Source organism: Streptomyces sp. NPDC004629 (genome assembly GCF_042873595.1).
In the GTDB taxonomy this organism is placed as follows: Bacteria; Actinomycetota; Actinomycetes; order Streptomycetales; family Streptomycetaceae; genus Streptomyces.
In genome coordinates this window covers 231,860-245,263 of the sequence record NZ_JBIALO010000001.1, presented here as the reverse complement: position 1 = coordinate 245,263, position 13,404 = coordinate 231,860, and the positions used below count along the sequence as shown (strand labels likewise).

Sequence of the window (13,404 nt, the reverse complement as noted above, 5' to 3'; positions counted from 1 at the left end):
GACCAGACGGAAAACCCCTTCTGTCCGGTCCGTTACCGAGCTGTGGCCGCAGTCGGGGCCGTATTGACACACAGCGGTGCGCCCTTGCGGATGGCAAGGGGCGCGCACGCTGCGGCGATGTCCGCGCGGCCGGGCCGGCCGCGCGGCGCCGCGGGATCACCGGGTGTTGATCACTGGGTGTTGACGGTCACCTTGCCGCCGACGATGTCCTGCTCGGCCTTGTCCACGGCAGCGACGACGTCCTTCATCGCCTGGTACTTCGGGTTGCTGTCCGCGAAGCCCACCCCGCCGGACTTGAGGTCGCCGCGCACCTCGCCGCTGAGCGGCTTGCCGTCGACGACGGACTTGGCGAGGTCGTACACGGCACCGCCGACGTTCTTCAGGGCCGATCCGAGGATGTAGTCCTTGTACTTGGCCAGCGCGGACTGCCCGTACTGGTCGGAGTCGACGCCGATCGCCCACACCTTGTGCTCGGCTGCGGCCTGGATGACGCCCTGCCCGGAGAGACCGGCCGCGTGATAGATGACGTCCGCGCCGACCTCGACCTGGCCGTTGGCCGCGTCCTTGCCCTTGTCGGGGCTGGAGAAGCCGCCCTCCTGCGCGGTCTGCGTCAGATACTGCTTCTCGATCTTGATCTTCGGGTTGACCGACTGCGCGCCCTGGATGAACCCGGCCTCGAACTTGTGGATCAGCGGGATGTCCACGCCACCGACGAAACCGATGTGGTTCTTCTTGGTGGTCTTGGCCGCGGCCACACCCGCCAGGTACGACGCCTGCTCCTCGTGGAAGACCATGTCGGCGACGTTCTTCGCCTTGATCGTGTCGTCGTCGACGATGCCGAAGGTGACCTTCGGGTACTTCGCCGCGACCTCCTTCACGGCCGGCGCGTAGGAGTAGCCGACCCCGATGATCGGGTTGTAACCCTGCTTGGCCAGCGTCTCCAGGCGCTGCACCTTGTCCGCGTCGGACTCGCCGTCCTGCGGCTCGATGTCCCGCCCGCCGATCTTGAACTCCTTCTCGGCCTTCTGAAGCCCGGCGTAGGCGGCGTCGTTGAACGACTGGTCACCCTTGCCGCCGACGTCGTACGCCAGACCGATGCCCTTGCCCGAGTACGTGCCGTCGTCGGACGAGCCGGCGGAATCGCTGCTGGACTTGCCGCATCCGGCGGCCGCGAGGGCGACGACCGCGACGGTCGCCGCAACGTGGGAGAACCTCGTCCTCCGAGAGATCAGACGCACAGCAAGCACCCCTTTGTCCCCACGGCACCGTCACCGGTCCGCTTCTTCCCCGACCTGCCGCCTCTGGTGGCGATTCCGGCGCACAGTAACGCGCGTAGAAGGGGAGAGGAACGGGATTGCACCCCGCCGTTATCGATTCGTGCCGCCCCTGGGTTACCACCACGCGTCACCGGTTACGCCCGGGTGACACAAGGGGACGAAGGGGTGCCGGTCCGGCACCCCTTCGGTCCGCGCGCTACCGTCCCGCGTCGAGCAGGGCGGCGGCGGTGAACAGCTCCACACCCACCGCGATGGCGTACTCGTCCACGTCGAAGTCGCCCTGGTGCAGATCGCGCACCTGGCGCTCGCCGGGCGGCCGCACACCGAGCCGGGCCATGGCCCCCGGGACATGCTCCAGGTACCAGGAGAAGTCCTCGCCGCCCAGGCTCTGCTCGGTGCCCTCGACTGACTCCGCGCCGCGCCGCGCGACCATGGCGTCCCGCAGCAGTTCGGTCACCGCCGGATCGTTGACGACGGGCGGCACCCCGCGCACATAGGTGATCTCCGACTTCGCCCGGTGCAGCGTCGCGATCTCGTCGATGGCGGCGTGCACCACGTCGGGGGCCAGCCGCCAGGCCGCGAGGTCCAGGCAGCGCACGGTGCCCGACAGTTCGGCGTGCTGCGGGATCACGTTCGGCGCGTGCCCCGACTCGATCCGCCCCCAGGTCACGGCGAGCCCGCCACGGCTGTCCACCCGCCGGGCCACCAGCGCGGGTACGTCGACGGCGACCCGGGCCGTGGCGGTCACCAGGTCGGTGGTGAGGTGCGGCCGGGCGGTGTGTCCACCGGGCCCGTCGAGGGCCACTTCCAGCCGGTCGCAGGCGCTGGTGATCGCGCCCTGCCGCAGCCCGATCCGGCCGGCGTCCACCCGCGGGTCGCAGTGCACGGCGATGATCCGCCCCACCCCGTCGAGCACGCCGGACTCGATGGCATCGGCGGCGCCGCCGGGCAGCACCTCCTCGGCGGGCTGGAAGATCAGCCGGACGGGCCGCGGCAGCAGGCCCTGCCGGTGCAGCTCGGCGAGGACCAGACCGGTGCCCAGCACCACGGTGGTGTGCACGTCGTGCCCGCAGGCGTGGGCGCGGTCCGGCACGGTCGACCGGTAGGCGCACTCGCTCTTGGTGTCCGGGATGGGCAGGGCGTCGATGTCGGCGCGCAGGGCGAGGACGGAACCGGGGGTGGGCCCGGGGGCCGCGGCGGAGCCGGAGGCCGAGACGGGGGCGGGCTCGGAGGCTGAGGCGGGGGCGGAGCCGGGGGCGGCTTCCTGCCCCACGCCGATGTCACAGACGAGACCGGTTCCGAGGGGCAGGACGCGGGGTTCGAGCCCGGCCTGTTCGAGCCGGGCCTTGATCGCCGCGGTCGTACGGAACTCCTGGTTGCCGAGTTCGGGGTGCATGTGCAGGTCGCGCCGGAACGTCACCAGCTCGGCGTAGAGCGCCTCGCTCAGCGTGCCGGGGAGCACGGCATCCTCGGGAAGATCGGCCTCGGACTCTGTGGACATCAGTTGGTTCACCCTCTGAAGGGTATGCCGACCAGTCGGTCAACTACCCCTCGATCAACAAAACTTCAGCCCGTTAGGCGAAGAAAATCTGACCACTGGCCGCATAGCCGTCGACAAGGGTGGGTAAACTCACCCGTCCGCCGACCGTGTCGATCATGAACCCAACGGTTGCTCCCTCCACGGATACCATGTCCGACTTCCCCGGGACCGGGGCGTCCACCCACCGAAACCTCCGCCCCGCAGGCCACGGCGCCGGTAGCCTGCGCCGACGTGACCGACCCCACCCCGGATTTCCTCCAGGCCACCCGTTCCGCCCGGGACTACTCGGCCCCGCCCCGGTCGCCGACCTCGGCAGCGGCCCCGGACACGTCACCGCCCGGCTGCACGCACTGGGCGTGCCGGTGTTCGGGATAGACCTCTCCCCGCGCATGGTCGCGCCGGCCCGTGCGGCACACCCCGGCCTCCGCTTCCACGTCGGCTCCATGACGCGCCTGGACCTGCCGGACGGGACCCTCGGCGGCGTGCTCGCGCTCTACTCGACCATCCATGTGCCCGACGAGCACCTGCCGACCGCGTTCGCGGAAATGCGCCGCACGCTGGTGCCGGGCGGCCAGGTGCTGCTGGGGTTCCAGTCCGGCGACTCCGGTGACGAGGACGGCCGTACGCACCTCACCGAGCGCTACGGCCACGAGATCTCGCTCGACTTCCACCGGCGCACGCCGGAGACCGTCTGCGCTCTGCTCGCGGCGGCGGGACTGGAGCCCCGCGCCCGCGTCCTGCGCGAGCCCGAGTCCGAGCGGAAACTCCCCCGGGCCTTCATCCTGGCCCGCAAGCCCCGGGCGGCCTAGCCCGCGGTGCCGGGGTTCAGCGCACCGGGAAGCCGAAGGAGCGGCCCTGCTCCTTGAGCCAGGGGAGGATACGGCGCAGGGCCTCGACGGTCTGGGAGCGGTCGCCGCCCGCGTCGTGGAAGAGGAGCGTCGGCCCGCCCGGCAGCTCCCGCTCGACGGTGGCGACGATGGCATCCGTACCCGGCAGCTCGAAGTCCTTGGTGTCCACGTTCCAGCCCAGCGGGCGCATGCCCCGGGAGGCGGCCAGTTTGCGGCTGTACGGGGTGAAGGCCCCGCCGGGTGCCCGGTAGTACATCGGCCGTACGCCCCCGGACGCCTCGGTGATCATGCGTTCGGCGTCGAGTATCTGCTGCGACTGGAACGCCTGGGACTTGGTGTCCATGGCGGTGTCGTGCGACACCGTGTGGTCGCACAGCCGGTGACCGGCCGCCACCACCTTCTTCACCAGGTCCGGGTGGGCCTGCGCCTGCGGCCCCACCATGCAGAACGTGGCCTTCACCCCGTTCTCCCGCAGCACGTCCAGCACCTGAGGGGTCCACACGGGGTCGGGGCCGTCGTCGATGGTGATGTTGACGCCGCGCTCCCCCTTGTCCGAGGCGTGCACGATGGTCACATCCACCGGCGTGACATCGCCGCCCGGCGTGGCCGACGCGGAGGCACGGGGCGACGGGCTGCCGACGGCACCGGCCTGCGCGGTCCATACCGAGGCACCGGCGGCCAGCACCGTCACGCCGAGCGCCGCCCCGACCAGCTTGCCGTACCAGCCCCGCTTGGCGCCGTGCCGTGTCATACCCGCCCCGCTTTCCCGCAGTTACTCGCCGGTCCCTGGTCGCCGTCCGACCACATGACAGGACGACGGACGGCGCCCGGGGGATGCGTCTGTTACCGACCGCGGACACTTCCGGGGAAGTTCGCGGACAACTCCGCCGGGATGAGCCGCGCTTGCTCAGGCCACCGCGAGTTCACCCCGCACACACTTGCCTCCGCCCCGAACCACGCGGAGGCCCGCCACCCGGGACAGACCTCCAACGCATCTGCCCATCCTTGGACGTTGGGGCGGAGTCCACCCGAAGCACGGCCGGCCCGGTACCGACGCCGGCGGCAGGCGTGGCTTCAGTCTTGGAGCCAACCGGGGCTGACCATGCGGTACTCGTAGGCCATGACCACGACTTGGGATCGGTCGCGGGCGCCGAGTTTGGCCATGATGCGGCTGACATGGGTCTTGGCGGTCAGCGGGGAGACCACCAGTTGCGTGGCGATCTCGTCGTTGGTTCGGCCGGCGGCGATCAGTCGCATGACCTCGCGCTCGCGGCTGGTCAGGGCGTCGAGGCGGGGGTCGGGTTCGCGGGAGTTGTCCGGGCGGTCGGCGAATTCGGCGATGAGCCGGCGCGTGATGGAGGGGCTGATGAGCGCGTCGCCTCGCGCGGCGACGCGGACCGCGGCGAGGGCCACCGCTGCGGGCAGCGGTGCGCGGGCTCCGCTCCGCTCGACACGTATGTCCAGGCCGGCACAGAGCACCAGGGAGGCGGCCATGGTGACCAGGACGGTGATGGCCACCGCGAGGGCGAGGCCCTGCAGGGAGCCGAGTCAGTACCGTCCGGGCCAAGCTCGCCACCACCGAGGGCGTCGCCGAGGCCAGCCCCGCGCTGCCCTCCGCGGACGGCGCCCTGTCCACCGTCTTCGTCTATCCCACGACCTCTCCCCAGGCCGAGGGGACCGTGGACCTCGTCCACCACCTGCGCGACGATCTGGCCCCGCCCCTGGAACACACCACCAGGGCCGAGGTGTTGGTCGGCGGTGCCACCGCCGCCTCCCAGGACGTCTCCGAAACACTCGCCTACCGGCTGCCCGGGTTCGTCGCCGTCGTCGTCGGTGTCTCCTCGCTCCTGCTCCTGCTGGTCTTCCGGTCCGTCTGGATCCCCGTCAAGGCAGCAGTCCTGAACCTGCTGTCCATCTCCGCCGCACTCGGCGTGATCACCCTGGTGTTCCAGCACGGCTGGTTCGGCGCCCAGCCGGGCCCTGTCGAAGCCTTCATCCCAGCGCTGATCTTCGCGATCGTCTTCGGGTTGTCGATGGACTACGAGGTCTTTCTCGTCTCGCGCATCCACGAAGAGTGGATCCGCACCAAGGACCCCTCGCAATCCGTACGCTCGGCCTGGCCGTCGCCATCCTGCTCGACGCCGTGGTCATCCGCTGCCTGATCGTTCCTGCCGTCATGCAGATGCTCGGCAAGTGGGCCTGGTGGCTGCCTGCACCGCTGGCCCGGAAACTGCCCAAGATGTCCATCGAGCGCCCCGAGCAGAGCTGACCCGCGCACGGTTGCTGGAACGCGCCTCTTTCTCGGGCGGCCTGGTTGGGATACGGCGGGACGGAGTCGGATGCCGTATCTGAGCAATGATGCGTGTGGCTCCTCGCCGGGAGCGGTTCACGGCGGCCTTCGCCGTGACTTCTGCCTCCGGGACTGCATGTAGGCGGCCCTCGCCTGGGCACAGGCCACGGCGACCGAGGCGAAGCCCGCAGGCACCAGCTCGGCGCAGTCGGGATGCGCCCAGTACGCCCAGCCCGGTCCGCTGGCGGCCTCCTCATGGCCGAGGTAGACGGTGGCGCCCGGGCCGGTGTTCGTCTCCTCGCAGATGCTGCATACGCTCCCGGTCAAGGGGGGTATCACACCTCGCCCAGGGTCTCGTGGTGCGCGCACAGAGCCTCCAGCACGCGGGCCAGACGGCGCGCGTACGCGACAGTTCCGTACGCTCCGGGACCGGGCCGGGCACTCAGCTTCCCGCGCGCCTCGCCCACACACGCCAGCGCGCAGTACCGGGGGGTGCTCTCCTTCGCCAGCTTCCCGGCCGCCTCCTCGACCTGGGGGGTGATCAGCTCCAAGTGACTGCGCAGTGCGGCGATGAGCGTGTCCACGTCCGCAGGGGCCGGCGGCAGGACGTCGGGGCTGTCATCCGGGCCGAGCAGCAGGGCCGCCGTGGCCCGCATCGTGGCAACGTCCGGCGGGGTTCGATCCTGCCCTGCCACGGCGGGCGGGCGGGCTGTAGCTTTCATGTGTCGGCGCTCCCTCAAAGCGTTGGCCACGCCCCCGGACCGTCGCCACGGTCGCGGGGGTCCGGCATGTCCGGAAGCTCCATCGAATCGTTCGGGGCAGAACTGGGAGAGGAGCCGCACAGGGGGCCAGGGAGGGGCCACACTGGACGGGAGAGGGGGCCAGCGGGTGACGACTGAACGGCGACGGCAGTTCGGGGCGTACTTGGCACGGCTGAGGCGGGATGCTCATAAGAGTCAGAGGCAGCTTGCCGCCATGCTGTGCACGGTCTCGGACACGCAGTCACTCACGCGGAACGACGTCTCCCGATGGGAGCGCGGAGGACGCATTCCGGAATCCTGGCTCCTGTTCATCGCGGCAGTCCTGGGAGTTCCTGCCGTGGAGCTGGAACGGGCCGCTGCCTACGCCCGAGGCGAGTTGGACGTACCTGCGTTCGGGGCGGCCGTGGTCCTCTCGGAGCTGATCCCGCCCGGTGATTCACTGACACCACTGGCTACCCCGACCGGCCGCCGCGTCGGCGGCGATGACGTGGCACGCCTCGCCGCCCGCGTGCACGGCTTTCGACTCGCTGACGACGTGCTGACGGGGGGCGACCTCTTGGCGCCCGTGTTCCGGGAACTCAATGCGGCAATGCGGCTGTACCGCGAGAGCACGCACACAGAAGCCGTCGCCGGCACGCTTCTGGCCCAGGTCGGCGAACTGGCCCAGATCGCTGGATGGATCGCCAGCGACGCCGGGCAGCACGCACAGGCTGAGCGCGCGTATCGCATCGGGATCGAAGCGACACGGCAGGCGGGTGATCCCTCGCTGGTTGCGAACCTCGCAGGAAGCCTTGCCTACCAACTCAGCAATACCGGGCACGAGCGCGCCGGGCTTGATCTCGCCCGTGCTGCCGTGGACGAAGCCGGGCGGGACGCCCCTGCCAAGACGCGTGCGCTGTTCTTCGACCGCGTGGCGTGGGCTCATACGCGCGCCGGAGAGCCGCAACCCGCCATGCAGGCGCTCGGGCGGGCGCACGACGCACTGACAGAAGCCGACGACAGGGCGCCGCAGTGGGCGTACTGGGTGAGCAGGGAAGAGCTTGAGGTGATGGACGCCCGAGTCTTCACCGAACTGCACCGTCCGTTGCGCGCCGTTCCGTTGTTGGTTGACGTTCTGAATCGGTACGACGCCACGCACGCACGAGAGGTCGTCCTGTACCGCTCATGGCTTGCCGTGGCCCTTGCCGACGCCAACGAACCGGAGCAAGCAGCCGAGGAAGCCCGACGTATCGTCTCCGCATCGGTGGACATGAAGAGCGACCGCACTGCGTCGCGGGCTCGCGTCGTACTTCAACGGCTCCGGGATTTTGAGGGAGTGCCCGCGGTTCGCAACGTGCTTCACGATCACGGACATCTGCTCAGCGCGTAGGGGCGGCTGCGGCGCGGCCGTTGCCGTTGCCGTTGCCGTTGCCGTTGCCGTTGCCGTTGCCGTCTGAGCGTGCAGAGCAGTGGTGCCCCGCGTGGGCGTGCCGTCGCCCGGAGAGGCTTCGGCTTCCTGCTGTGTAAACGACCTATCCAGCAGCCGCCACCTCGTGCGCGGTGTCCGCGAGCCATGGCGGGGCGTCCCGGCCGATGGCACGCAGCGTGGACCGGAGGCGAACGCGGGTCCGGGACGATGTGACCACGCGCAAGATCGGTTCGAGCCGCAGCAGCGGCGCTTCGGCCTCCCGCCACGCTCCGAGCTGCACCAGAGCGGTCAACTCCGCGAGCACGTTGCCGAACTCCCGGCGGCCTCCGTCGCGAGAGGCCGCCGAACTGCGTTGGAGGTGCGGCAGCGCCGCGCGCGGGTCTCCTAGGCTCAGCAGCGTTTCCCCGGTGTGCAGGCCCACTTCGGTGGTGTCGATCCACCACGTGAATGCGGGGTCGTTGGCCTGTATCGAGTCCTGGAGTCCCCCTGTGGCCCGCTCCAGGGCGTCCAGGGCGCGCATCCGGTCTCCGGCCTGCGCGAGGCTGCGCGCGTGCCGTACGCGAGCCATGAGCGCCGCGCGGCCGGGCAGTTCGCGGCCGGTCAGCATCTCGTCCGTGATCGCCATAGCCTCACCGGCGCGGCCGGTGTGCACGTCGATCATGGCGATCAGATCCAGGATGAACCACTCCAGCGGGCCGTCCCCGGCAAGACGGGCCAGGGTGTGCGCCTGCGCGAGCGTGGCGCGTGCCTCGCGGAACCGGGCGGCGTCGTGGAGCAGCCACCCGGCCACTTCCCCGATCTCCGCTACCTGGGCGAGGTGCTGCTTGTCCTCACCTGTGATCCGGCCCCGTTCGGCCTCCCACACGTGCACGGCGGCGTCCGCCACGTGGTCCCCGCCGTGGCGGTCGTCGTGGGCGAGCAGCCACCCCACGGCGTCCTGCACGTAGGTGTCCGGCTCGCGGTCCGGGCACCCTGGCGGCTCTGCTTCGCCCCGGGCCCGCGCGGCTTCCCGCTCCAGGCCGTCCAGCGGCACCCCGAGCACCTGCGCGAGTGGCGGTAACCACGCGTCCGGGATGCGCCCGCCGCGCTCCCACCGGGAGACTTCGTTGCGCGTCAGTGTGGTGATACCGGCGGTGACGCACAGCCGGAGGGCCAGCGAGCGCTGCGAGAGGCCCGCGCTCTTGCGCAGGCCCGCCAGGTGGGCGCCGAACTGGGCGCGTCTCGCTTGGTCGTTCATGCGGTGCCTCCCTGCTACCAAGCTAGCCGCGCCGACCCCTCCCCTAGCCCTCTGAGCGGCCTCTCCCCCCAAGCTCCGCCCGTCCGTGGACCATCTCCCGACGCCTTGGAACCCCACCGCACCGAGTTCACCGTCCTGCTCAGGCCCCCGCAAGTGCGCACCACACGTACTTCCCCCGCTCCCCGAATCGGGCGGAGGGCCGCCAGCCCCAGTAGTCGGCGCAGGCCGTCACCAGGGCGAGCCCCCGCCCCTCCTCCAACTCGGTGGCGTGACACCGCGATTGCGGCGGAGGTGGCGGCACGGGGTCCGTGTCCCAGGCGCCGATCCACACCACGCCCTCCGGGGAGCGACGCACCCTGAGCGCCGCGGGCCCCCTTGGTATGCCGTACGGCATTGGAGACCAACTCCGCGGCCATCAGCTCCGCGGTGTCCACGAGGCCGATCAGCCCATGCAGGGTGAGGATCAGCCGGAGCGTGCGACGACAGATCGTGACGGCTCTGAGGTCGTTGGGGATGTAGAGGGTGTAGTCCCAGGTTTCGGACATGCGTCATCAACTCCGTTGGGATGAAGGATTAGGCGAGCGGTGGCATTGCTGCAGCGATCATGGGTGGACAGCGCAGTGCACTTCCGCTTCGCGTTCGTCGCATCACTGACAGTAGGGGCCAATTTTGGTCCCATGCAAGTCGTTGCCATAGTCTGGCGCTCGAACGAGTCACAGCCCGAGGGAAGTTGGGCGCGGAGGAGGAAACCATGCCACGCAGACGGCAGGCCACCGCACGTCAGGCGCGATTGGGTGCTGAGCTGCGGAAACTGCGCGAGGCTGCGGGACTCAAGGGACGTGAAGCCGCCGCGCTGCTGGGATCGGACTCCGCACAGGTGAGCCAGATCGAGGCCGGCCTCGCGGGCGTCAGCGAGGCCCGCCTGCGCAGAATCGCGGCTCACTACGCCTGCACGGACAAAGAGTTGATCGATGCCCTTGCGGCAATGGCAGTCGATCGAACGCGCGGCTGGTGGGAGGAGTACCGGGGCCGTCTGCCCACGTCGTTCCTGGACCTGTCGGAGCTGGAGTACTACGCCGCCTACCGGTGGGACGTGGAGTTCTTGCACGTCCCCGGGCTTCTCCAGACAGAGGACTGCGCGCGGGCCCTCTTCTCGTCTCGTGTTCCCGAACTCCCCGAAGAGGAGCTGGAGTTGCGAGTGCGGCATCGCATGCAGAGACTCATCATCTTGGAGAGGACACAGCCTGTCCCGTACGAGGCCGTAGTCCACGAAGCAGCGCTTCGCATGATGGTGGGCAGTCGTGCTGCCTCACGGGATCAGCTTGCTCGCGTCCTGGAACTGTCCGAGGCCGACCACATCACGGTGCGCGTGATCCCCTTCGACCTGGAGCACTTCGCCGACCTGGGCGCAGCCATGGTGTACGCGGGTGGCGCCGTCCCGAAGCTGGACACCGTCGTACGGGACGGCCCTCACGGCACGGTCTTCATCGACTCCGAAGCGCAACTGGGCGTGTTCCGAAGGCATTTCCGTAGAGTGGAGCCAGTGTCACTCGACCCTGGCCGGTCGCGTGACTTCATCCACAGGTTGACGAAGGAATTGTGAGGCACACATGACCAACCGCGACCACTGGCGCAAGTCGTCCTACTCCGGTGGCGGCGACGGCAACGCCTGTGTGGAGATAGCCCAGTCACCCTTCAACACCTTGGTGCGCGACTCCAAGACCCCCACCGGAGCCGCCCTCACCTTCCCCACCCGCGCCTTCACGGTATTCATCGAGGGACTGAAGGAACACCCCCACCGCTGACCTCCGCGGGCACGGTCACGACCTCGTCCGCCAGTTGACGAAGGAGATGTGAGGACCAGCGTGCACACCCCGACCTCATGGAAGAAGTCGTCGTACTCCGGCGGAGGCGAAGGCAACGACTGCGTGGAGGTCGCCGACCAGGACACCCACATAGCCGTCCGCGACTCGAAGACGCCCACCAGAGCCGTCCTCACCTTCCCCGCCCCTGCCTTCGCCGCCTTCGTAAGGGGCTTGAAGAGGGAACCTCACCCCTGACCTCCGCGGGCAACCGGGATCACCTCATCCGCCAGTTGACGAAGGAGATGTGAGGACCAGCATGAAGACCCCGACGCGGTGGAAGAAGTCATCTCACTCCGGCGGAGGCGACGGCAACACCTGCGTGGAAGTCGCCGACCAGGACACACACATAGCCGTCCGTGACTCGAAGACGCCCGCCCGAGTTGTCGTCACCTTTACTGCCTCCGCCTTTGCCGCCTTCGTTGAGGGCTTGAAGGACCGACCCCGTCGCTGACCCGCGTGAGCGACCGCGCATCACCTGGGCGTGGTCAGCGCCGCGAGTTCCGCGTTGGCGCGCTCCCTGAGTGGTCTCGTCGTCCGGTACGGGTGGACTGAGAGGTGCGTCGAGCAGGGTCGTCAGCTCGTCGGTGAACGCGCCTGCCCGCGGGGTGTCGAGGCCACCGAGCGGCTCAAGCAGTTGCTGAAGCAGTTCCTGGACCACCTCGACGGCCTGCCGTGTGACGGTCCGGCCCCGTTCGGTGAGGGCGAGTTGTACGGCCCGCGGGTCGCGGGGATCGCGGGTGCGCTCGATCAGGCCGGCCGATTCCAGGGCGCGCGCGAGCTTCGAGACGTACAGCGCCTCCAGGCCGGTGTGGTCGGCGAGTTGGCGCTGGCTGGGCCGTTCCCCGGTGCGCTGCATGCCGTACAGCGACGCGACCAGTGAGTACTGCGCGTGAGTGAGGCCCAGGGGAGCCACCGCGCGATCGACCGCGACGCGCCACTTGTTGGCGAGCCGCCATACCAGGAATCCGGGCGTGGGGCCCGGTGAACCCTTACTCATGGGCAGATAGAGTACATGGCTACTATACCCATGGCTACTATTTCCAGGCGGCTGTGCATGCGTTGCTCCGGGCGGGCCCGGGTAGGCGTGCAGCACCCGGTGGTACGGCACTCGCCGACGGGCGGCCGGGACGGCGCCGGGGGAAGGGATGGTCGAGCCATGACGCTTGAGCGGGCTACCGCGGGCACGGTGGAGGCGGTCGTCGGATACGACGGCCGGCTGCTGCTGGTCCGACGGCCGGACGGCTGGGGACTGCCCTCGGGCACCCCCGAACCGGCCGAGACGGCCGAGGCCACCGCGGCGCGCGTCGTCTACGAGCTGACCGGTTACCTCGTGGACGGCTCCCAGACACTGGAGCCGCAGGACACGGTGTCCGCCGTGGTGTGCCAGTTGCTGACCGAGTCCCCGTCGGACGGCGCCAGCCTCCCACCGGAAGAAATCCGCTGGACCCCGTTCACAGAAACCGCCGACGCCGCACTCCCCCGAGTCGTACGCACCTACCTGACAGGCCACACCCCCGTGTGACCGCGCCGGGCACGCCCAGCCTCGCCCACTCGCTCCTCGCCGAGCGCCGCATTGCACGTCGCGGGCATCCTCGTCCGCGCGGTAACCCCAGCTCAGGCGGACGACGTGGGCGAGGACCGGGAGCCGAACCACTGTTCGGTGCCGAACTCCTCGAAGCGGTCCGCTTCGGTGAACCCCAGCTTGGTCGCGAGGCGCATCGAGCGGGCGTTGGCGGTCTGGGTGCAGAGCACCACCGGCTCGCCGGGGCACGCGTCGGCGAACCAGTCGAGTGCCGCCGCGCACGCCTCGGCGGCGTACCCGCGTCCCCACGCCTCCGGCAGGAACATGTAGCCGAGTTCGGCCTCGCCGGCATCCGGACGGACGTGCCCCGGACGCTCCGCATCGCGCCGGTCGAGCGTGACCATGCCGATCATCGCTCCGTCGAGATCGATCACGAAGAGGCCAGGGCGTCGCCCGGGTACCTCAGGCACCGCGCGCTCAAGCTCAGCACGCGGTCGAGGGCCGCCGAGGTAGGTGCGCACCTCTGGCGAGGTGAACAACTCGATGAACGCCGCGCGGTCCCGGGCCTCGGACTCGCGGAGCACCAGCCGCTCGGTCCTTATCGGGGCGGGCGGCCAGGCAACGGGTCCGAGTTCAGCCATGGCGGGCAACCTATC

The 13,404-nt window shown here is 69.8% G+C and carries 14 protein-coding genes and 4 pseudogenes; 8 read left to right on the top strand and 10 right to left on the bottom strand.

The genetic code is table 11. From position 1 onward, the window contains the following. Positions 1 to 170: 170 nt before the first annotated feature. Complete coding sequence (locus tag ACFYTE_RS01140) at positions 171 to 1,229, bottom strand: BMP family protein (RefSeq protein WP_388703999.1); 1,059 nt, start codon at positions 1,227 to 1,229, stop codon at positions 171 to 173. A gap of 244 nt (positions 1,230 to 1,473) precedes the next feature. Further along, positions 1,474 to 2,778 carry an amidohydrolase gene (locus ACFYTE_RS01135; RefSeq protein WP_388703147.1) on the bottom strand — a complete coding sequence of 435 codons (1,305 nt, stop codon included), beginning with the start codon at positions 2,776 to 2,778 and terminating at the stop codon, positions 1,474 to 1,476. Positions 2,779 to 2,933: 155 nt separating this feature from the next. Between ACFYTE_RS01135 and ACFYTE_RS01130 the strand changes: the two genes are divergently transcribed. Further along, positions 2,934 to 3,626, top strand: coding sequence for a class I SAM-dependent methyltransferase (locus tag ACFYTE_RS01130; RefSeq protein WP_388703144.1), 693 nt, complete (start codon positions 2,934 to 2,936; stop codon positions 3,624 to 3,626). 16 nt (positions 3,627 to 3,642) lie between these two features. On the opposite strand, the gene ACFYTE_RS01125 is transcribed toward ACFYTE_RS01130, so the two are convergent. Next, entirely contained in the window at positions 3,643 to 4,416 is a 774-nt protein-coding gene (locus ACFYTE_RS01125) for a polysaccharide deacetylase family protein (protein ID WP_388703141.1), read from the bottom strand. Positions 4,417 to 4,739: 323 nt separating this feature from the next. Next, positions 4,740 to 5,066 (bottom strand): annotated as a pseudogene (locus tag ACFYTE_RS01120) (response regulator transcription factor); the annotation flags it as partial. Between the two features lie 122 nt (positions 5,067 to 5,188). Between ACFYTE_RS01120 and ACFYTE_RS01115 the strand changes: the two are divergent. Further along, positions 5,189 to 5,934: pseudogene (locus tag ACFYTE_RS01115) on the top strand (MMPL family transporter); the annotation flags it as partial. A 117-nt stretch (positions 5,935 to 6,051) separates the two neighbouring features. On the opposite strand, the gene ACFYTE_RS01110 reads toward ACFYTE_RS01115, so the two are convergent. Then, complete coding sequence (locus ACFYTE_RS01110) at positions 6,052 to 6,282, bottom strand: hypothetical protein (RefSeq protein ID WP_388703138.1); 231 nt, start codon at positions 6,280 to 6,282, stop codon at positions 6,052 to 6,054. An 8-nt stretch (positions 6,283 to 6,290) separates the two neighbouring features. Next, positions 6,291 to 6,677 (bottom strand): DUF6415 family natural product biosynthesis protein, encoded by a 387-nt coding sequence (locus ACFYTE_RS01105; RefSeq protein ID WP_388703136.1) that lies wholly within the window; start codon positions 6,675 to 6,677, stop codon positions 6,291 to 6,293. Between the two features lie 166 nt (positions 6,678 to 6,843). On the opposite strand from ACFYTE_RS01105, the gene ACFYTE_RS01100 reads away from it, so the two are divergent. Continuing rightward, positions 6,844 to 8,085 (top strand): helix-turn-helix domain-containing protein, encoded by a 1,242-nt coding sequence (locus ACFYTE_RS01100; protein WP_388703133.1) that lies wholly within the window; start codon positions 6,844 to 6,846, stop codon positions 8,083 to 8,085. Between the two features lie 142 nt (positions 8,086 to 8,227). Here the strand turns inward: ACFYTE_RS01100 and ACFYTE_RS01095 are convergent, their stop codons facing one another. After that, the gene (locus tag ACFYTE_RS01095; RefSeq protein WP_388703131.1) at positions 8,228 to 9,361 is read right to left on the bottom strand and encodes a helix-turn-helix domain-containing protein; all 1,134 of its coding nucleotides are present in this window, start codon (positions 9,359 to 9,361) and stop codon (positions 8,228 to 8,230) included. 139 nt (positions 9,362 to 9,500) lie between these two features. Further along, positions 9,501 to 9,906, bottom strand: a pseudogene (locus ACFYTE_RS01090) (ATP-binding protein). Positions 9,907 to 10,112: 206 nt separating this feature from the next. Between ACFYTE_RS01090 and ACFYTE_RS01085 the strand changes: the two are divergent. The 4 genes from ACFYTE_RS01085 to ACFYTE_RS01070 all read left to right on the top strand — a co-directional run bounded on the left by ACFYTE_RS01085 (position 10,113) and on the right by ACFYTE_RS01070 (position 11,677). Further along, a complete protein-coding gene (locus ACFYTE_RS01085; RefSeq protein ID WP_388703128.1) occupies positions 10,113 to 10,964 on the top strand; it encodes a helix-turn-helix domain-containing protein in 852 nt (283 codons plus the stop codon). A 7-nt stretch (positions 10,965 to 10,971) separates the two neighbouring features. Further along, on the top strand, positions 10,972 to 11,166 hold the full coding sequence (locus ACFYTE_RS01080; protein ID WP_388703125.1) for a DUF397 domain-containing protein: 195 nt from the start codon (positions 10,972 to 10,974) through the stop codon (positions 11,164 to 11,166). A gap of 48 nt (positions 11,167 to 11,214) precedes the next feature. Continuing rightward, positions 11,215 to 11,421, top strand: a complete 207-nt coding sequence (locus ACFYTE_RS01075) for a DUF397 domain-containing protein (RefSeq protein ID WP_388703123.1) — start codon at positions 11,215 to 11,217, stop codon at positions 11,419 to 11,421. A gap of 61 nt (positions 11,422 to 11,482) precedes the next feature. Further along, positions 11,483 to 11,677 (top strand): DUF397 domain-containing protein, encoded by a 195-nt coding sequence (locus ACFYTE_RS01070; RefSeq protein ID WP_388703996.1) that lies wholly within the window; start codon positions 11,483 to 11,485, stop codon positions 11,675 to 11,677. Between the two features lie 66 nt (positions 11,678 to 11,743). Here the strand turns inward: ACFYTE_RS01070 and ACFYTE_RS01065 are convergent. After that, positions 11,744 to 12,223 (bottom strand): annotated as a pseudogene (locus ACFYTE_RS01065) (MarR family winged helix-turn-helix transcriptional regulator); the annotation flags it as partial. 159 nt (positions 12,224 to 12,382) lie between these two features. On the opposite strand from ACFYTE_RS01065, the gene ACFYTE_RS01060 reads away from it, so the two are divergent. Beyond that, positions 12,383 to 12,748: an NUDIX domain-containing protein gene (locus ACFYTE_RS01060; RefSeq protein WP_388703120.1), complete on the top strand. Its 366-nt coding sequence runs from the start codon at positions 12,383 to 12,385 to the stop codon at positions 12,746 to 12,748. A 92-nt stretch (positions 12,749 to 12,840) separates the two neighbouring features. On the opposite strand, the gene ACFYTE_RS01055 is transcribed toward ACFYTE_RS01060, so the two are convergent. After that, positions 12,841 to 13,389 (bottom strand): GNAT family N-acetyltransferase, encoded by a 549-nt coding sequence (locus tag ACFYTE_RS01055; RefSeq protein WP_388703117.1) that lies wholly within the window; start codon positions 13,387 to 13,389, stop codon positions 12,841 to 12,843. Positions 13,390 to 13,404 lie beyond the last annotated feature (15 nt).